Source organism: Deinococcus fonticola, assembly GCF_004634215.1.
GTDB classification, from domain to species: Bacteria; Deinococcota; Deinococci; order Deinococcales; family Deinococcaceae; genus Deinococcus; species Deinococcus fonticola.
The window spans coordinates 21,922-40,285 of record NZ_SMMH01000023.1; the positions used below are offsets into that span (position 1 = coordinate 21,922).

General features: G+C 62.4%; 21 protein-coding genes and 1 tRNA gene. 5 read left to right on the plus strand and 17 right to left on the minus strand.

Annotation, left to right across the window (positions count from 1 at the left end; genetic code table 11):
- Positions 1-32: 32 nt before the first annotated feature.
- A complete protein-coding gene (locus E5Z01_RS13335; RefSeq protein ID WP_135229818.1) occupies positions 33-1,211 on the minus strand; it encodes a phosphopentomutase in 1,179 nt (392 codons plus the stop codon).
- A gap of 60 nt (positions 1,212-1,271) precedes the next feature.
- On the opposite strand from E5Z01_RS13335, the gene E5Z01_RS13340 reads away from it, so the two are divergent.
- Positions 1,272-1,892, plus strand: a complete 621-nt coding sequence (locus E5Z01_RS13340) for a DNA-3-methyladenine glycosylase (protein ID WP_135229819.1) — start codon at positions 1,272-1,274, stop codon at positions 1,890-1,892.
- Positions 1,893-1,928: 36 nt separating this feature from the next.
- On the opposite strand, the gene sdaAA is transcribed toward E5Z01_RS13340, so the two are convergent.
- Complete coding sequence (sdaAA, locus tag E5Z01_RS13345; RefSeq protein ID WP_135229820.1) at positions 1,929-2,819, minus strand: L-serine ammonia-lyase, iron-sulfur-dependent, subunit alpha; 891 nt, start codon at positions 2,817-2,819, stop codon at positions 1,929-1,931.
- Between the two features lie 166 nt (positions 2,820-2,985).
- On the opposite strand from sdaAA, the gene E5Z01_RS13350 reads away from it, so the two are divergent.
- Positions 2,986-3,513, plus strand: a complete 528-nt coding sequence (locus E5Z01_RS13350) for a YqgE/AlgH family protein (RefSeq protein ID WP_119765240.1) — start codon at positions 2,986-2,988, stop codon at positions 3,511-3,513.
- A gap of 152 nt (positions 3,514-3,665) precedes the next feature.
- Positions 3,666-3,740, plus strand: a tRNA-Asn gene (locus E5Z01_RS13355).
- A gap of 43 nt (positions 3,741-3,783) precedes the next feature.
- Here E5Z01_RS13355 and E5Z01_RS13360 read toward each other — a convergent pair.
- The 6 genes from E5Z01_RS13360 to E5Z01_RS13385 form a co-directional block, all read right to left on the minus strand.
- Entirely contained in the window at positions 3,784-4,359 is a 576-nt protein-coding gene (locus tag E5Z01_RS13360) for a hypothetical protein (protein ID WP_167757920.1), read from the minus strand.
- A gap of 261 nt (positions 4,360-4,620) precedes the next feature.
- Positions 4,621-5,934 carry a S41 family peptidase gene (locus tag E5Z01_RS13365; protein WP_135229822.1) on the minus strand — a complete coding sequence of 438 codons (1,314 nt, stop codon included), beginning with the start codon at positions 5,932-5,934 and terminating at the stop codon, positions 4,621-4,623.
- Positions 5,935-6,057: 123 nt separating this feature from the next.
- A complete protein-coding gene (locus E5Z01_RS13370) occupies positions 6,058-6,795 on the minus strand; it encodes a GGDEF domain-containing protein (protein WP_135229823.1) in 738 nt (245 codons plus the stop codon).
- An 18-nt stretch (positions 6,796-6,813) separates the two neighbouring features.
- On the minus strand, positions 6,814-7,188 hold the full coding sequence (locus E5Z01_RS13375) for a LytS/YhcK type 5TM receptor domain-containing protein (RefSeq protein ID WP_135229824.1): 375 nt from the start codon (positions 7,186-7,188) through the stop codon (positions 6,814-6,816).
- A gap of 65 nt (positions 7,189-7,253) precedes the next feature.
- Positions 7,254-7,610 carry a transposase gene (locus tag E5Z01_RS13380; RefSeq protein WP_135229825.1) on the minus strand — a complete coding sequence of 119 codons (357 nt, stop codon included), beginning with the start codon at positions 7,608-7,610 and terminating at the stop codon, positions 7,254-7,256.
- 260 nt (positions 7,611-7,870) lie between these two features.
- Positions 7,871-8,626 carry a transposase gene (locus E5Z01_RS13385; RefSeq protein ID WP_135229826.1) on the minus strand — a complete coding sequence of 252 codons (756 nt, stop codon included), beginning with the start codon at positions 8,624-8,626 and terminating at the stop codon, positions 7,871-7,873.
- Between the two features lie 595 nt (positions 8,627-9,221).
- Here E5Z01_RS13385 and E5Z01_RS13390 point away from each other — a divergent pair.
- Positions 9,222-11,666, plus strand: coding sequence for an EAL domain-containing protein (locus E5Z01_RS13390; RefSeq protein ID WP_135229827.1), 2,445 nt, complete (start codon positions 9,222-9,224; stop codon positions 11,664-11,666).
- Between the two features lie 164 nt (positions 11,667-11,830).
- On the opposite strand, the gene rplQ is transcribed toward E5Z01_RS13390, so the two are convergent.
- The 7 genes from rplQ to infA all read right to left on the minus strand — a co-directional run bounded on the left by rplQ (position 11,831) and on the right by infA (position 15,304).
- Entirely contained in the window at positions 11,831-12,181 is a 351-nt protein-coding gene (gene rplQ, locus E5Z01_RS13395; protein ID WP_119765230.1) for a 50S ribosomal protein L17, read from the minus strand.
- A gap of 29 nt (positions 12,182-12,210) precedes the next feature.
- Positions 12,211-13,257 (minus strand): DNA-directed RNA polymerase subunit alpha, encoded by a 1,047-nt coding sequence (locus E5Z01_RS13400; RefSeq protein WP_135229828.1) that lies wholly within the window; start codon positions 13,255-13,257, stop codon positions 12,211-12,213.
- A 14-nt stretch (positions 13,258-13,271) separates the two neighbouring features.
- On the minus strand, positions 13,272-13,889 hold the full coding sequence (gene rpsD / locus E5Z01_RS13405; RefSeq protein WP_119765226.1) for a 30S ribosomal protein S4: 618 nt from the start codon (positions 13,887-13,889) through the stop codon (positions 13,272-13,274).
- Between the two features lie 169 nt (positions 13,890-14,058).
- Positions 14,059-14,454, minus strand: coding sequence for a 30S ribosomal protein S11 (gene rpsK, locus E5Z01_RS13410; protein ID WP_119765224.1), 396 nt, complete (start codon positions 14,452-14,454; stop codon positions 14,059-14,061).
- Positions 14,455-14,457: 3 nt separating this feature from the next.
- The gene (rpsM, locus tag E5Z01_RS13415; protein WP_119765222.1) at positions 14,458-14,838 is read right to left on the minus strand and encodes a 30S ribosomal protein S13; all 381 of its coding nucleotides are present in this window, start codon (positions 14,836-14,838) and stop codon (positions 14,458-14,460) included.
- Positions 14,839-14,840: 2 nt separating this feature from the next.
- The gene (gene rpmJ, locus E5Z01_RS13420; protein WP_019012075.1) at positions 14,841-14,954 is read right to left on the minus strand and encodes a 50S ribosomal protein L36; all 114 of its coding nucleotides are present in this window, start codon (positions 14,952-14,954) and stop codon (positions 14,841-14,843) included.
- Positions 14,955-15,061: 107 nt separating this feature from the next.
- Complete coding sequence (gene infA / locus E5Z01_RS13425) at positions 15,062-15,304, minus strand: translation initiation factor IF-1 (protein WP_119765220.1); 243 nt, start codon at positions 15,302-15,304, stop codon at positions 15,062-15,064.
- Positions 15,305-15,477: 173 nt separating this feature from the next.
- Here infA and E5Z01_RS13430 point away from each other — a divergent pair, with 173 nt between their 5' ends.
- Entirely contained in the window at positions 15,478-15,993 is a 516-nt protein-coding gene (locus tag E5Z01_RS13430) for a DinB family protein (protein WP_135229829.1), read from the plus strand.
- Here E5Z01_RS13430 and E5Z01_RS13435 read toward each other — a convergent pair.
- Together E5Z01_RS13435 and E5Z01_RS13440 are read right to left on the minus strand one after the other, a co-directional pair.
- On the minus strand, positions 15,975-17,456 hold the full coding sequence (locus E5Z01_RS13435) for a pyruvate kinase (protein WP_135229830.1): 1,482 nt from the start codon (positions 17,454-17,456) through the stop codon (positions 15,975-15,977). The two genes, E5Z01_RS13430 and E5Z01_RS13435, sit on opposite strands and share 19 nt — an antisense overlap.
- 58 nt (positions 17,457-17,514) lie before the next feature.
- Positions 17,515-18,348 carry an MBL fold metallo-hydrolase gene (locus E5Z01_RS13440; RefSeq protein ID WP_135229831.1) on the minus strand — a complete coding sequence of 278 codons (834 nt, stop codon included), beginning with the start codon at positions 18,346-18,348 and terminating at the stop codon, positions 17,515-17,517.
- Between the last annotated feature and the right edge of the window lie 16 nt (positions 18,349-18,364).

Sequence of the window (18,364 nt, forward strand, 5' to 3'; positions counted from 1 at the left end):
GGGCAGTTTGACCTCTGGGACAGTTTCCGGCGTCAGTTCAGGTGCTTCCAGAACGATTCACCCGGCCCTTCCCAGGTGGCCCCCAGGGCGTCCGCGACGGTCGCGCCGACATCGGCAAAGGTTTCGCGGTCTCCCAGATCGATTTCGCCCACGCCGGGGCGGTAGGCCAGCAGCAGCCCGTGTTCGCGGGTGTGGTCGGTGCCGTGCCAGGTGGGGTCGTTCCCGTGGTCACTGATAATCAGCAGCAGGCCATCCTGCGGCACGGCGGCCAGGAGGTCGGGCAGCACCCGGTCGAATTCGGCGAGGGAGCCGGCGTACCCGGCGGGATCGCGGCGGTGACCGAATTTCGCGTCGAAATCCACCAGATTGGTGAAGATCAGGCCCGACTCGCCACTTTGCGCGGCCTTCCTCATGCGGGCAACCGTTTTCTGCACACCGTCCAGGTTGTTGTCGGTGTGGATTTCCTCGGTGAAGCCCTGATGCGCGAAGATGTCCGGAATCTTGCCGATGCCCACGACCTGCTGCCCGGTGTCTTTCACGGCGTTCAGGACGGTACGTGGGGGTTCCAGGCTGTAGTCCTTGCGGTGCTCGTTCACGCGCTCGAACGGGAATTCCCCCTTGAACGGGCGGGCAATCACGCGGGCCACGGCGTACTGGCCTTGCAGAATGTCGCGGGCGGCCTGGCACCACTGGTAAAGCTGCTCCAGCGGCACGACGTCCTCGTGCGCGGCGATCTGGAACACGCTGTCCCCACTGGTGTATACGATGGGGTTCCCTGTTTTTACGTGTTCCGGGCCGTAATCCTTGATGACTTCAGTGCCGCTGTACGGTTTGTTGCACAGGTGACCGCGCCCGGTGGCGGCGTCGAATTTCTCCATGACTTCGGGCGGGAACCCGTCGGGGAAAATCTGGAAGGGGTGTTCGAGTTGCACGCCCATGAACTCCCAGTGGCCGGTGCTGGTGTCCTTGCCGGGGCTGACCTCGCGCATGCGCCCGTAGCCGCCCGCCACTCTGGCGGTGCCGCTGATGGTCGTGTCGGACGTGTTCACGCCTTTCAGGCGGCCCAGCCCCAGCCCGGACAGGTTCGGCAGGGGCGTGGGCGACTTCTCCATGATGTGGTTGATGGTGTGCGCCCCGGCGTCGCTGAAATTTGCCGCGTCGGCCAGTTCACCCATCCCCACCGAATCCAGAACCACAATCGTGACAAGCATGCAAGGAGTCTAAGGGCCAGCGGGGCTCAGAAGCTAAGAAGGACGTTTACACTGCCCGTCATGCTGCGCCCTCCCTTTTTCGACCGCGATCCTGTGAAGGTCGCGCGGGAAATTCTGGGCGCCACCCTGGTGCGCCTCACCCCGGATGGCCACCGGCTGACAGGTCGGATCGTGGAGGTTGAAGCCTACGATTGCCCGCGTGACCCGGCCTGCACAGCGGGGCGTTTCCACGCGGCCAGAAGTGCCGAAATGGCCATTGCACCCGGCCACTGGCTTTTCTGGATGGCTCATGGTCACCCGTTGTTGCAGGTGAGTTGCCGTGAGGCGGGGGTGGCCGCCAGTGTGCTGATTCGCGCCCTGGAGCCGCTGGAGGGCCTTCCGCTGATGCTGGAGCACCGCCCGGTGACGCGCGAACGCGACCTGACGAACGGCCCGGCGAAACTGGTATATGCGCTGGGCCTGAACCCGGCCAGCATCGCCCACCGGCCCGTGAACAGCCCGGAACTGCACCTGCTGCTTCCACCCGGCGCGCTGCCTGACGATCAGGTGGCGGTGACGGCCCGCATAGGCATCGCCGAAGGCCGCACGCATCCGTGGCGTTTCGTGCTGAAGGGCAGCCCGTGGGTGTCCCCCGCCGCACCCAGTATGGATCTGGCGCAGCGCGAGAACATTCAGGACTGAGGTTCTCCTCGCTGCTCTAATTGCTGTTCTGTGCGTTCAAGCCAGCGGAAGTTCGATCATGCCGCCGGGCAGGTCGCCCTCGTCTTTGCCCTCCATGCGGGCGGTCACGGCCAGCCCGGTGGGTGTCTGGGCCAGGCCCCCTTCGGCGGTTTCGCGCAGGGCAGCGGGCATCATGCGGCCCACCGACGCCATGGCGCCCAGCACCTCGTCGGGCGGAATGAAGCTCTCCAGTTGCGCCAGGGCCAGTTGCGCCGCACTTACCGCGTGAACGGCAAAAAAAGCGTTGCGACTGACACACGGCACTTCCACGTACCCGCCCACCGGGTCGCACACCAGCCCGATGGTGTTCATCAGGGCCAGGCTGGCGGCGTGAACGGCGGCGCGGGGCGTGCCGCCCAGCAGCTCCACGATGGCGGCGGCGGCCATGGCGGCACTGGAACCGATCTCGGCCTGGCAGCCGCCCGCCGCGCCGGAAATGAACATGCGCTTGCTGATGGCCTTGCCCACCCCGGCGGCCAGGATCATGGGGGCGACCAGCCGCTCGTCGGGGAGGCCCAGGTGGTCGGCCACGCCGATGAGGGCGCCGGGAATGGTGCCCGCGCTGCCGGCGGTGGGTGCGGCGACGATGCGGCCCATGCGGGCGTTCTCCTCGTTCACGGCCATGGCGTAGGCCTGCACACGCCTGAGCAGGGGCGATTGCAGGGCGTCGGTAGCCTCCCACAGACCCTTGGCATTCCAGCCAACCATCCCGGTGATGCTCTTGGCGTCGCTTTGCAGGCCACGTTGGATGCTGGCGCGCATTTCGCCGATGCGGCGCAGCATCTCGGCGCGGATGTCCTGCGGGTCAAGGCCGGTTTCCTGACAGTCGCGCTCCAGCACCCAGGCGCTGGCGGGCGCGGGGGCATTCATCAGTTCTTCAAGGGTCACGGCTGGGCGTCCTGTGGCATGGTTTATGGGCGAGTGTACTCCGGGTCGCCCAGAAGTTCAGACACTCAGGCACCATTGCGTCCCCCCGGGCCGGACATGCCAGAGTGTGAGGCCGGGGTCAAGTGCCTCACAGCCCTGCCCCACGACTCTTGACTATCCTGAAGGCATGAGTGGCCCACTCACCTTCCTGGTCGCCAGCCCCCACCTGCGCGGCAGCCTCTTCGAGGGCACCGTCATCCTGCTGCTGGAACACGACCAGCAGGGCGCCATGGGCCTGATCGTGAATGCCCGCACCAACCAGACGGTTCCGCATTTCCTGCCCGACCTGACCCCGCACCAGGAGCCCGTGTGGCTGGGCGGCCCGGTCGACCCCACCCTGGGCTGGTGCCTGTACCCCACACCTGTGGGGCTGCGGGGCGAAATTCACCTGGTGGACGGCCTGAACGTCAGTAGCAGCATGGAAGTCCTTCAGGCCGTGGTGGACGGCGGCCAGCCGTACATGCTGGTACTTGGTTACGCCGGCTGGTCTGCCGGACAACTCACCGAGGAAGCGCGCGAAGGCACCTGGGTGTGGGTCGAACAGGACACCCCCAGCCTCCTGTGGGACGTGCCCGCCGAGGAACGCTGGCAGGAGGCCCTGAACCGCCTGGGCGTGAACGCCAGCACCATCGTGCGCGGCGGCGCCCAGGCGTAAAGCTCCTGGGTACGGCACTAGGAGTGGTTCTCTGTCCAGAGATTCAACCAGCTAAACGCCAAACGACGCCCACCCAGGCCCACAGGGCTTGCACCACTGAAAAGCCCGTGCTACTATCCCTCTCGCGCCGGAAACGGCCAGCCACGCTCTAATGCGCAGTAGCTCAGTGGCAGAGCAGCCGACTGTTAATCGGCCGGTCGTTGGTTCGACCCCAACCTGCGCAGCCAAGAGAAAAGCCCCCGCTCAGGCGGGGGTTTTGCATGACAGGGCTTATCGGCGGTTCTGGTACTTGTCGAGGTGCAACCAGGGCATCAGGAAGTAAGGGTCATTGGACTGACCGAGCATCGCTCCAGCCGCATTGGCTGCCGTCCAGGTGTAACGGGTGGCGGTCGGCGCACTGACCTGGAAGGTCGAGTTCTTCAGGTCATCATTGAGAGTAAAGGTGACCAGGTTCCAGCCAAGTTTCAGAGCAAAGACCTGATTTGTGAAGGAACCGAAGGTGAAGCAGTTGGTACCGCTGACAGTCACTGACTGCGTTTTGTTGGAGTACCACCAGAATTTGAAAGTTGTGGAAGTGCCATTGTCCTTTTGCACGGTCAACTCCTGCCTGGTATCGGTCTGGAGCAGGTTGATGGGAATAATCTTCAAATCTGTTGGAGCAGCGGTAACCGGAACCTCACATACGAACAGATCATTGAAGCGAATAGGGTCATCCATATATTCTTTGTTGACAGCAGCGACCGAGGGAAGTTGCTGATTAAACTGGCCGTTGTTCACCTGGGCGATCAGGTCATCCTGGGGTTTTTCGACTTCCTGGGGCAGCGGCTTGACCTGTGTGGCGGTCACACCACTCAGTTGCCCGCACAACACGCCTGGCTGCTCTCCAGCTGGCCGGGCAGGAAGGGCGCAGACTTCTTTGGCGGCATTCAGGTCGGGGGTAGGAGTAGGCACTGAGGGGCCTCCACAGGCAGTCAGGGCGAGGGCAGCGGTCAGAAAAAGACCCAGTTTGACCGGGGTTAGATTTTGCATGGGTTCACTATGCAAATTCTGACGACTTACCGGATGGCAAGCCTGTTCAGGGCCTCAGCGTGTTTTTCTCATGTTGCGTCAGTTCAGGTCGTCGGCGCTGAGGCTGGGGGCACTGGTCAGGGCGCTCAGGGCCAGGCTCAGACCGGTATCTTCGCCGCGGGTGAGGCGGCGCGTGTCGTCTTCCGTGAAGGCCCGCAGTGGGTTCGGCGTAATGCGCGTAGGGTAAGGGGTACCGTCGGGTTTCACATAATTGGTGATGGTCAGTTGCAGGGCGGCGCTGTTCAGGAGTTCAAAAACGCGGGTGGCGGTGTTGCCGACGCCGGCGGTTTCCTCACCGATCACGGGGCCGCGCTTGCGGTACTGCACTTCAAAGGCGAAGAATTCACTGCATGAGGCGCTGTTGCGGTCAACCAGAACGGCGACGGGACCAGTCCACAGGGCGGCGTTGCGGATGCTGCTGGGGGGACGGGTATCTTCGAGGCGCACGCCGCCCCGGACACGCGTGCGCAGGTCGCCGTCGCTGGTGCGGGCGATGCGGGTGAAGGTGGGCACGAAAGCGCTGACGGCGCTGTCACATTCGGTGAGGCTGCCGCCGGTGTCGCCGCGCAGATCGATGACCAGGCCCTTGGCATTGTGCGCCTGGGCTTCATGCACGAGGTCGTGCACGCGCTGGCCGACGCCCCCGCCGGCCAGGAAGGTGGGGATGCGCAGCACGCCGATCTGGTTGCCTGGCCCGGTATAGGTGAGGCGCGGCAGGTCGCGGGTGCTGCTGGCTTTGGGGGTCAGGGTGATGTCGAGGCGCTGGCCCTGCCGATCGATGCCGAGGCGGATGGTGCGTCCGTCCAGGCGGGCCTGGCGCAGCACCTCGTACCGGTAGGGCTGGCTGTCCAGGGTCTGGATCAGGTCGCCCCGGCGCAGGCCGGCGGCTTCGGCGGCACTTTCGGGAATAACTTCCAGCACCACGCGGTTTTGCCCGTCGAGTTCGGCAAGTTTCACGCCGAATTGCCGACGTTCCCCGCCGGTGGCGGTGGTCAGGAAGTCCTCGAAGTCCTCGGGGGTCTGGAAGAAACTGTGTTCGTCGCCCAGGGCGCTGATCTGCGCCTGAATGACCGGGTAGGCCTTCTCGGCGGGGCAGGTGGTCTTAATGGCCGCGCAGACATTGTCCAGGCGGGTCTGGTACTCGCTGGCCAGCGCGCTGCGGTCGACGGTGCTGAGGCCACCGTAATTCTGCTGCACGATCTGGTTGACCTGGTCGAACAGTTGCTGTGCGGGCGAAGTCAGGGGCTGCGCGTGGGTGGCGGGCAACAGCAGCAGGGCCGCGCTGGCCAGCGTGGTGCTCAGCCAGCCCGTGAGAGGCCTGCGGTTCTTTCGCGAAACGGCGACCGGGTTCATGGGTATCCATCATTGTGCCCGCCCGAGATGGGAAATGGATGGGTCGAGAAAGCCACAGAACTTACATTGCTGCGCCTCTCCAATGGAGGTATTCGTCAAGGTTTTTGGCGCCGTGAACAGGCTTTACTCCTGGGAAACCGGAACGGAGGAGCGGTCGTATGGTTCGGGTTCAGGGGACAGGGCCGGTGGGGCGCCGGGGGTAAGCGCCTGGCTGGCCACGGTACAGTTGCGGCCCCGTTGTTTGGCGGCGTACATGTTCTGATCGACCTGCTGGAAACACGCGTCGGGCGACTCGAAATTGGCCCGCGCGATGCCCACCGAGACGGTGACGCCCGCGCCGCCCAGTTCACTGAAGTGCAGGGCGCCGACTTTCTTCCGGATGCGTTCGCCCAGCGTCCACGGGTCGGCCTGAGCAGCGTTGCGGAAAATGGCGGCGAACTCTTCCCCACCGTGACGGTAAGCGCGGTCATGGCGGCGCAGGCAACTGGCGATGGCCTCGGCCACACCCTTGAGCACCTCGTCGCCCACCTGGTGGCCGTAGCGGTCGTTGACCACCTTGAAGTGGTCGATGTCGATGAGACACAGCACGTCGTCTGGCGCGAGCTGATATAAGTCCAGATCGAACTGCCGGCGGTTGGGCAGCGTAGAAAGCACGTCCTGGTGCGCCTGTTCCTCGTACAGCCTGAACAGATGCAGTAGCCGGTAGCGGTTGTGCAGCATCATCGCGGCGATGACGTAAGCCAGCGCACAGAGCGCCAGCAGGGGCAGGTACACGGTCCGGTACAGGGTCAGGTCTTGGCTGTGCAGGGGCAGCAGCAGGGCATTGGGCACCAGGGCCAGCAGCACCTTGCGCAGGGGCACCTGATAGGTCAGGGCCTGTTAGCGCACCTCGGGCTGCTGGCGCAACCACTGTCCCACCAGGGCCACGCTGATCAGGCTGATGGTTCCAGTCATGACGCCTGGCCCCCCCAGCGCGACGCGGTACATGATGGCGGGCAGCAGGCCGGCCACCAGCCACTCAGGCGAGAACCGTAGGGCCATCAGCACCACCGGCACGGCCCTCAAATCGACGAAGACCCCCTCGGAAAGGGTGATAGGAAAGTTCATCAACAGAATCGGTGCGAGGCTCAGCAGCAGCCAGTGGGCATCCAGCTTCTGTTGCCGCAGGAACTGCCTGGGGTGGACGTAAGTGAGGCTCAGGCCGTACATCAGCGCGATCAAGAGAGAAAGGTTGAGCACAATGACTTTGACCACACGGCTCCTCTGTCGTACCGGCCTGGCCGGCCCACTCGGTTCACGGTCAACTGAGATCTTTCACCTTAAGCGGCATCACGCTTTTCCTCGTCCAATACGGCTAAAATCTGCTGTCTTTCCACTTCAATCTCGACCAGGCGAACCCAGCCAAGCAATCTGTGTTTGACCTGTTGTGCCAGTTTCCCCCAGTCAGGCGCCGAATATTCGGCGCCTGACGTGAGTTCATCCAGAAATTCCAGATGGCACAACAGAAACGCTGCGAAGCTCAAACACAAGAATCGCAGCACGCCTTGTTTCGTCTTCTGGCCAAATTTTCCCAGCGCAAACCGACTCTTCAGTGTTTTGAACAGGGCCTCGATCTTCCAGCGGCGTCGCCCAAACTGCCTGACGACCTGCGGAACTCTTGGACGGTTCGTGACCACGAACCGTTGCTCCCGTTCGCCGTTTTGTTTACTGACCTCGGGTGCTAGCTATTCGTGCCGCGTCACATTTGGCGCTGATCGAAAAAACTCCGTGCAGGGCAGGGTTTTTCTACGAGCCTCAGCATTTCATATAACGTACCACGACTTCGTCAATTAGTTATTTAGCAAACAGTAGGCTTTAAATACGTCAATAGAAGAATCTGTCCAATACTTCATCTCTAGAAAAGCCGTGTGGGACACATCCCGATATGCAGTATCCCCTAGCACCCGAGGTTACTGGCGGGAAGCCAGATCCAATACACCCAGAGTACCAACTCCGGCAGACCTTTCAGATGAACTTGACGCTGCTGACTCGTGATCTCGTGGAGGGCTTGGCCCTCCACCGTCTGGCGGTTCTTTCGCATGCCCACACTGAACGGCATTCCAAGCTGGGTCAGTCCCTTCAATAACGCCACGCTGCTGAATCCGGAATCCGCAAGAAAATGGAGCTGCCTCGTGCGATTTCTGATCTCTTGCGGAAGTTGCTGCACCAGTTTCAACGCCAGGTCATTCGGGCTGGGCTGTCCTTTGCCGCGCCAGATGCGAAAACTCCAGGGCAATCGAAGCTCACCGCAGCACACGTAGAGCACGACCAGATGAAGGCCCCGAACACGGTTCAGGGTGTGAATCCACCCCTCCAGGTCAGCAAATTCGCCCTCTTTAGCGATAGACGTCGTATCCACAATAAGCTCGATCACCGGTGGACGCCCACGGCGTCCACGCAAAGAGGCCTGCAACGCGCGGAGAGCGTGGTTTCGCATGGCACGGATCAACCCCCTGGTGCTCCACTGCTGATGATTCAGGAAGCGGCTGATCGCTCCAGGGGACTTGCAGCCGACATGATCAAAACGCGTCAGACCCAGCGCAGCCAGAAAGCAGGACAGCACCACGGCCAGCGTGTCTTGATGTTGTCGGCGCTGACATGCCGTGAGCATGTCAGCATAGAGACATCCAGCGCGGTCAATCTTTTTCGTCACAACCTCAACATGAGGGAAAAAGACGTGCTGGACAAGTTCTTTGAAAACTGAAAGATCTCAGTCAATGTAAGCGCGGGAATCTGGCAGAAGGCTGACAGCCCTGCCCGTGAACGCCCGGCCCCTGACGCCACAGACAGCAGCAGGCGGACACGACAGCGGTTCCGTGGTCATTTTCTCACCTAAAGCAGCCCCACACGCTTTCGGGGAACTTTTTCGGAAGCTCCTGGAACGTCCAGTCAATGGGCGCATCTTTACGGTAAAAACAGAGGGAACAAAGAAGGTAGACCAACGATCTTAAGCTATTTTCAGAATTTCACCAGCGAAGATCGCCATAGACTTTTAATTCCGCTGCAAATGTAATTAAAGTTTCAAATTTTTAAGCTATAGTCTGAATCACTAAAATCTTACGACTCGTAGGCCACTTCTGCGAAGTCCTCAACAAGGAAAAGTGTTGCAGCAAAAAACGCCCACCCGCACACGGTTACCCTGTCTTTTCCTCAGAAGAAAAACCGGTGTTTGGGGCTAAAATTCAGCAGTTTTAAGCTTGACGTTTGTCAGGACGGTGTGCGACGCCCGGCTTACGCTGAATGACGTCATGCAAGTCACTCCCCTTGAAGCGCCCCAACCTGCCGTGACCGTGAATGTCCAACTTCGCGGTCTAGAAGCCACGGTGGTCAGTGACCCCCAGACGGCCCGCACCCAGCTGCTGTCGCTGCTCGAATACACCCGTGAAAAAGGCGACAGGGCCAACGAGGCTTACACCCTGTGTCTGCTGGGTGCCTGTGCCTTTTTTCAGGGCAATTACCCGGAAACCATGCTGTTCGCCAATTACTCACTGGCCATCAGCAAGAAAGAAGAATTGCGTTCGCTGGAAGCCCGTAACCTCAACGCCCTGGGGCTGGCTGCCGCCCAGACCAGCAAGTACGCCGAGGCCCTGGAGTTCTATATGGCCAGCCTGCAACTGGTGCACGACATCGGTGACGCCAATGGCCTCTGCCGCGTGCTGAGCAACATGGCGTCCCTGAACAGTGAACTGGAAGACCACGAGAAAGCTCTGGAACTCTATCAGCAGGCCGGAGAAGCCGCCGATCAGGTGAACAACGTCTTCTATATCGCGGACGCCAAACGCGGCACCATCGAGGAACTGCGTCAACTTGACCGCAGTGACGAGGCCGTGCCGCTGATCCCCGAGGTGCTGGAACTGGCCGAGCTTTACGGCATGAAACGCGTCCTGGTCAACCTGCGCCACAGCCAGGCCATGATTCTGCTCGAGGAGCGGCAACTGGTGCCGGCCCTGGAAGCCGCCCACGCCGGATTCAAGGCTGCGCAGGAAGCCAACGATTACGAGGGCCTGAGCCTGATGCGCTGGATGTTGGGCGAGTGTTACTTCAACATGGCCGACTATTCTCAGGCGTACACCGAGTACAGCAAAAGTGAACGGCTGGCGCAGGCCATCAACAACCCCGTCATCGAGTCCTACAACAAACGCAGCCTCTCCAAACTTTTCGAAGTCCAGGGTGAACTGCAACTGTCGCTCAATTACCTGCGGGCCTACCTGGAGATAGAACACACCCTGCGCGAACGCGGCATGGCCCGGCGCACGCAACTGCTGTCCCACCAGGTTCGCGCCGAACTGACCCGGCGTGAAAAGGAACTGGAACGCCAGCAGAACCTGGAACTGGCCGCCACCCACGCCCTGCTCGAAGAAACCCAGTCGGAGCTGAGGTACAAGGCCACCCACGACAGCCTGACCGGCACGGTCAACCGCATGCACTTCTGGAGCAAGGCCGAGCACTTCCTGGACTCGCTGCCGAGCGGCGGCCACGCTGGGCTGATTCTGGCCGACCTGGACGACCTGAAAGACATCAACGACACCTACGGCACGGTGGCCGGCGATCAACTGCTGCTGGAAGTGGCCCACCGCCTGACCCAGACCGTGTCGGAAAATGACCTGGTCAGCCGCCTGAGCGGCGACGAGTTCATGATCCTGCTGACCAGCATGCCCGACCCCGACGCGGTGGAACTGGTCGCCGAGAAAATCAGGAACGCCATGCGTGCGCCCTTCCATTACGACAACCAGGCCATCTCCTTCAGCATGGCGCTGGGGTGCGTCAGTACGCCCAGCGACGGCACTGGCCTTCCCACCCTGCACGAGAAGGCTGAACTGGCCATCTACCGCGCCAAGGCACGCGGCACCAGCCAGATTGTGCGTTTCCGTCCAGAAATGAGCGCCCAGGAGCAGGAGCGCCGCCGCCTGAAAATGGAGCTGCCCGGCGCCCTGAAGGCCGGACAACTGCAACTGCATTACCAGGGGCAGTACAAACTGCCGGAACAGACCCTGAGCGGCTTCGAGGCCCTACTGCGCTGGCTGCACCCGCAACTGGGTTTCATTTCCCCGCTGACCTTCATTGGCCTGGCCGAAGAAAGCGGCCTGATCCTTGACCTGGGCCGCTGGGTCATCAACGAGGCGTGCCGCCAGGCCCGCGAGTGGAACCTGGACGAGCGCGACCTGACCATTTCCGTGAACGTCTCCTCGCAGCAGTTCGAGCACGAGGACTTCGTGCAGAACGTGCGCCAGGCGCTGGCCCAGCATGATTTGCCGGCCCGCTGCCTGGTCGTGGAAGTCACGGAAACCATGATTCACCGCGACCTCAGCCTGGCGCAGGCCACCATCCTGGAATTGCAGCACCTGGGTGTGCGGGTGGCCATGGACGACTTCGGCACCGGCTACAGCAGCCTCAGCATGCTGCGCCAGCTGCCTTTCCAGCAACTGAAGATCGACCGCACCTTCCTGCAAGACCTGACCACCGCGGCCGACGCCAAACAATTTACGCAGGCGTCCCAGTTCATGAAAGCCATTCTGGAACTGGCCCGCAGCGTCGACATTCTGGTGGTCGCCGAGGGGGTGGAATGCAGCGAGCAACTGGAACTGCTGAGCGCCATGGGCTGCGATGAAGCACAGGGCTTCCTGCTGGGCTGCCCCCTGCCCGCCGACCAGGTCAGCCTGCCAACCCTGCAAACAACAAGAGCAGCAGGATAAGGGAATAACTCAGGGGAAGCGCTGGAAATCCGTTGCGGTTTCCAGCGCCTCCTTTTAGACAGACCGACTCAGGCAGGGCCAGTTCTGGGAACCAAGAAAGAAAACCCCCGCCGAAGCAGGGGCTTTCTTGGTTCCCTTTCAAGGGAAGCTGTAACCCCGAGGGGTTAGACCAGTTCGATGATGGCCATGGTCACGCCGTCACCCCGGCGCGTGCCGACGCGCAGGATGCGGGTGTACCCACCGGGACGCTCGGCGTAGCGGGGGGCGACTTCGTCCATGACTTTGCGCAGAACGTCGTTGTCGTGGACGTCCTGGGCGACGAGGCGGCGGGCATGCAGGTCGCCGCCCTTGGCGGTGGTGATCAGTTTCTCAACGAAAGGGCGCAGCTCCTTGGCTTTCGTGAGGGTCGTCTGGATGCGGCCCTCGCGCAGCAGGGCGGTCGCCTGGGCGCGGGCCAGGGCGGTGCGGGCACTGCTGTTGCGGTTGAGCTTGCGTCCGGCTTTACCGTGGCGCATGGTGTGTCTCCTTGATCTTCAGTGACGGCTTAGTCGCGCAGAGCGAGGCCGAACTGGGCGAGTTGCTGTTTGATTTCGTCCAGGCTGCGTTCGCCGATACCGGGAACCTTCTTGAGGTCGCGGTCGGACAGGGCGCACAGGGCGTCCACGCTGTCGATGCCTTCCTCTTTCAGGGAATGCAGGACGCGGGTGGTGAGACCCAGGCCTTCCAGAGTGACGCGGGGGCTTTCCAGGTCACTGGGGAACGGCTGGGGGTTGATGCTCAGCTCGGGCTGGCGCGGCAGGTCGTAGGGGTTGGGATTGACGCCCATGCTGCCCATATTGCCCAGTCCGCTGCGCTCGGGGGCGCTGAGCGCCGCGGGGGTGTACACCGCCTGCGGCATGTCCATCACGGCGGGCGGCAGGGTTTCCACGTTCCCGAACACGTTCAGTTCGCTGCGCAGGATTTCCACGGCCTTGTCCAGGGTGTCCTGCGGGCCGACGCTGCCGTCCGTCCAGACGCGCAGGATCAGGCGATCCAGGTCGGTCTGCTGGCCCACGCGGGTGTTCTCGACGTGGTAGGCGACGCGCCTGACCGGGCTGAACACCGCGTCCACCGGAATGCTGTTGATGCGGTCTTTGGTGGCGTGCTTGTCGGCGGGGACGTACCCTTCGCCTTCTTCGATGCGCACTTCCATGACGAGTTTCCCGTCCTCAGCGAGGTTGGCGATCACGAGGTCGGGGTTGACGATCTCGGCGTCGCTGGGCACCTCGAAGGCGCTGGCCTTCACTTCGCCTTCGCCCTGAGCACGCAGCGTCAGGGTTTTGGGACCGGGGGCGTGGAATTTCACGACCAGTTCCTTGAGGTTCAGGATCAGACGGATGACGTCTTCCTTGACGCCAGGAATGGTGGAGAACTCGTGCAGGACGTCCTCAATGTACACGCTGGTGACTGCCGTGCCGGGGATGGAGGACATCAGGATGCGCCGGATGGGGTTCCCGATGGTGACGCCGTAACCGCGCGTGAGGGGTTCGAGGACGAATTCGCCGTAGTTGCCGTCCACGCGGGCTTTGAGTTGAGGGCGCTTTTGATCCACTGGGGCCTCCGTATTTAGCGCGAGTAGTACTCGATGATGAAGTTCTCGTTGATGGGCAGGGCCAGGTCTTCACGCGCGGGGAGGCGGGCGAAGGTGCCCTTGAAGTTGTCGGCGTCCATTTCCACCCAGGGGCTGACGCGGCGGCGCTTTTGCGCTTCCATGTTTTCCTGAATGAAGCCCATGCTGCGGCTGCCTTCGCCGACGCTGATCTCGTCGCCGATTTTCACACGGTAGCTGGGGATGTCGACTTTCTTGCCGTTCACGAAAATATGCCCGTGACCGACAAACTGGCGGGCCTGGCGGCGGGTGCTGGCAAAGCCCATGCGGAACACGACGTTGTCCAGGCGGCGCTCCAGCAGTTGCAGGAACACGGTGCCGGTCACGCCGGGGACGTTCGAAGCTTCTTCGAACAGGTTGCGGAACTGTTTCTCACCCATGCCGTACAGGCGGGCGAGTTTCTGTTTTTCACGCAGTCGCACCGAGTAGTCGCTGGGGCGGCCTTTGCGGCGCTGGCCGTGCTGGCCGGGGCCGTAGGGGCGCTTGTCCAGGTACTTCTGGACTTTCTCGGTTTCCGCGAGGTTGATGCCTTCGCGGCGGCTTTGTTTGGTGATAGAACCACGGAAACGACCCATTCAATTTCTCCTTGTATCAGTGAACTGTCATGTTCTGAACAGCTTCACTGGGTCTGCGGCCCTCTGGTGCCCAGCTTCTCGCGTGTGGTGACGCTTCAGCAGCAGTGCCCTAAATGACAGGGAACGCCTTATGCAGCGAAGCTGGGGCAGGTGGGCACGCGCAGTCCGCTCAGGCGCGGAATTTCTTCTTGGGGCGGCAGCCGTTGTGGGGCACGGGGCTGTCGTCCATGATGCTCTTGACTTCGATGCCGGAAGCCTGGATGGCGCGGATGGCCTGTTCACGGCCGGAGCCGCTGCCACGCACGATCACGTCCACGGCGTTCATGCCGAAGCTGGTCTGGGCTTTTTTCACGGCGTCAGCGGCGGCCAGCTGGGCGGCGTAGGGCGTGCCCTTCTTGCTGCCCTTGTAGCCGATGGTGCCGCCCGACGACCAGGCGACAGAGTTGCCGTCGGCGTCGGTGATGGTGACGATGGTGTTGTTGTAGCTCGCGTGAACGTAAGCCCGTCCAGCGCTGATGTTGCGGCGGGCGCGACGCGGAGCTTTGCCTTTGGTTGCTTTGGCCATGGCTTACTTCCTCGCTGCCTTTTTCTTCCCGGCAACGGTCTTTTTCGGGCCTTTGCGGGTGCGGGCGTTGGTCTTGGTGCGCTGGCCGCGCACGGGCAGGCCACGGCGGTGACGCAGACCACGGTACGCGCCGATGTCCATCAGACGCTTGATGTTCTGGCCGATTTCGCTTTTCAGGTCACCTTCGACCTTGTAGGTCTTCTCGATGGCCTCGCGCAGCGCCGACTGCTCGGTTTCGGACAGGTTCTTGACGCGGGTATCGGGGCTGATGCCGGTGCGGGCAAGGACTTCCTTGCTGCGGGTCAGGCCGATCCCAAAAATGTAGGTGAGCGCAATCTCGATGCGCTTTTCGCGGGGAAGGTCAACGCCTGCAATACGCGCCATACTTAACCCTGCCTCTGTTTGTGCTTGACGTTGGTGCAAATGACCAGCACGCGCCCATGGCGGCGGATCACTTTGCAGTTGTCGCACATCTTCTTGACACTGCTGCGAACTTTCATGATGCCTCCTCGCGCCGCCTCACCAATCGTGGTGATAAGTGGCAGCGCTCGACCCCCCAGTACCTGTCTGGCTGGTGGGGAATCTGTTGGTAACTGTCTAAGACCCTTTAGCGGCGGTAGACGATGCGCCCACGAGTGGTGTCGTAGGGGCTGATTTCCAGAACCACGCGGTCACCAGGCAGGATGCGGATGTAGTGAATACGCATTTTTCCGCTGATGTAAGCGAGGATGTCGTGTCCCGTGTCCAGCTTCACGCGAAACGTGGTGTTCGGCAATGCCTCTTCCACGACGCCTTCCGCGCGTACGGTGTCTTCGTCCTTCTTGGGCTTTTTTTCCCGCTGTTCCGGCATCTTTCGTCTTGCCACGCAACCTCCGGGCCTTTACAGGCCAAATGTCAGAGTACAACAGGGCGGGACAGGCCAGCAAGCTCAAGGAAAGGCAAAGAGATTGTGTCCAGAATAGGCGGACTTAAAGGCCACTTCTGCGCTGACGAACTCAATTTCAGAATAATTCATACTGCGGCATGGATTTACTGGATCGCTTGCTGGGCCACGACGCCTGGACAACGGCTGCGCTGCTCGAACGCGCCCGGACACTCTCTGACGCGCAGCTCGATCAGGACATCAACGTCGGTCACCGCACTGTTCGGCTTACCTTGGAACACATTATCGACAATATGGAAACGTGGACAGACCTGATGAACGGCGTTCCACAGCGTACGTTGCTCGCGCCGCCCGAGCAGTGGCGCACGCTGGACGGCCTGCATGAACGCCTGAGAACCGTCACGCCTCAACTCGCTCAGCTGGCCCGCCGCATTCGGCAGGAAAACGCCTGGGATGACCTCTGGACGGATTATCTAGACGACCCGCCCCAGCAGAAAACCTACGGTGGTGCGCTGGCCCACCTCATCACGCACTCGATGCATCACCGTGCCCAGCTGATTCATATGCTGAGGCACCTGAACGCGCCAGACGTCCCGGAAGGAGACGTGCTGAGCTGGGAAACTGAACACTCAAAGGGTCAATCGGTGCCGGGCTGAGCGATATTCAGGGCGCGGAACTGGGGGCGCTTCTTGTTGAAGTGCTGCCGCATGCGCCCGATGATGCCGCTGACCTCGCGCACGCCCTCCACGACGAACGGCCCCTTGTTCAGCATGATGACCTCGGCGCGCACGCCGTTGGCCGCGTCGGTGAACTCGCCGCGTTTGGCCTCGCCTTTTTTGACGAGCCCTTCGAGCACCTGCGTGGCCCACACCACCGGCAGGTGCGCGGCCTCGGCCAGCCACAGCATTTCCTCCTGAATTTCAGTGAGGCGGGCAAAGCCCAACTCTACGGCCAGGTCCCCACGGGCGATCATCACGCCGCAGGGACGCGTGCCGGCGACCTTCACCATCAGGTCGGCCAGGTTCTGCACCGCCAGTTTCGTCTCGATCTTCAGCACGATGCCCAGCCCGGCGGGCGCATCCAGGGCCTCTAATTCGTCCAGCAGCGCCTGCACGTCGCCCAGCGTCTGCACGAAGGAGTACCCCAGCATATTGGCGTGCTTTACTGCGAAATGCACGTCCTGGCGGTCTTTGTCGGTCAGGGCGGGCAGGTTCAGGGTGGTGTCCGGGAAATTGATGCCCTTCTCGGCCTTGAGTTTCGCGCCTTTGGGCGGGGCGTGCGTCACGCGCAACGTCAGCACGCCGCCTTCGGCCCGCTCGATGAGGGTACCGATCTTGCCGTCGTCGAACCATACGCTCTGGCCCACCTGCGCCTGCCTGACCGCTTCGGGCAGGGTGCAGGTCACGCCCGGCAAGTCGTCCGGCAGCGAGGCCTCATCGGTGGCCAGGATCAGCTGCTCACCGGTGCTCAGACGGTCTTGTTTCTTCGGCCAGCGCGGCTGACCCGTGCGCACCTTGGGGCCGGCCAGGTCCATCAGGACGCGGCAGCTTTTTCCGGTGGCCTCGCAGGCGGCGTTCAGGTGCAAGAGCATCCGGCCCCAGGCGGCCTCGTCGTCGTGCGCGAGGTTGATACGGGCCACGGTCATGCCCGCCTCCAGCAGGTCGCGGATCAGCACCGGGTCGTCCGCCGCCTCCGAGGGGAACGTCACCATGATGCCCGGCGTCGGCCCCTCCCCGAACAGGTCGCGGGTATGCACGCCCAGCCGCGCATCGAGCAGAGCAAACGCCCCCCGGTCGGGCAGACGGGCCTCGCCGGCCAGCGCCGCCAGCGTGCCCTGCACCGCCTCCAGATTCGGCAGCACGTAGGCCTCGCAGCGGCCCAGGCTGGACGCGCCCCAGGTGATCAGTTCGGACTGCACGTCCCGGATGTCATGGCAGCGCAGGGCCAGGTAAGCCGCCAGGTTCCCGGCGCTGGGCAGGTACGAGGCTCGCGTGATCCAGGGCCGCCAGCGTTCCAGCCGCCGCGCGGCGTCCCCCCGCACAGCGTCGTCGAGGTCAGCCACCTGCTGCCGGAATAAGTTCAGGGAAGCGAGCGTCGAATCTTCCTGCATCACGGTCATGGGCTCAGGGTGCCGCACGAACGTAAAGGCAATGTCTGCCGTTTGTCAGGGAATGACGTCAGCGAGTGAAAAGTTGACCGCAGGACACCCATTCGCGCTGCCCCTCGCGCTCCTGAATTCGGCCCAGCCCCCCGAAAGGAATGTGCGGCGCGGCCAGCACCCAGTTTTGCTCCAGCGCCTGCGCGAGGATTTCCCGGCGGGTTTGCGCGGCCTGCTCGGCGTGCTCATCCCACACGCTCGACCATTCGGGGCGCGCGACCTGCGCGGCAAAATGCCAGGTGTCGCCCAGAATAAGGGCCGTGTCCCCACCGTCCTGAACACGCAGACTGCTGGCTCCCGCCCGGTGGCCCGGCGTGGGGATAAGCGTGAGTCCTGACAGGAATTCGGTGTTGTCGTCCAGCACTTCCAGCTTTTCACTGTCCAGCAGGGGAGCGAGGCAAGCGTGGAAGAGGGCCGCGCGTTTTTCGTCTTCCCGAAATGCCTGAAGCTCCTGCGCCGACATGACGTAACGGGCGTTCGGAAAGCGTATCTGCCCCTGCGCGTTCAGGGTGCCGCCCACATGGTCGGCGTCCCGGTGGGTCAGGAACACCACGTTCACGTCCTCCGGCTGAAGGCCCAGCGCGGCGAGCCCCCACTCCAGCACATTGCCCATTCTGTTCACGGCATCGCCCGTGTCCACCAGAATTACCTGTCCGGTACGGCGCAGAACGAACACCTGCAAGGTGAAGAGCAGCGCCTGCGCAGCCGAGAAAAATCGCGGTTGACGCGCCGCGACAGCAGCCAGTTGTTCACCCTGCACGCCCTTCAGGAACTCTGGCGCGGGCAGTTCCCGTACATCCCATACCTGAATGGCCGACAGCTGAAACGCCCCCACCTGAACCTGATGAATCATCGAATCAAGTTAAGCA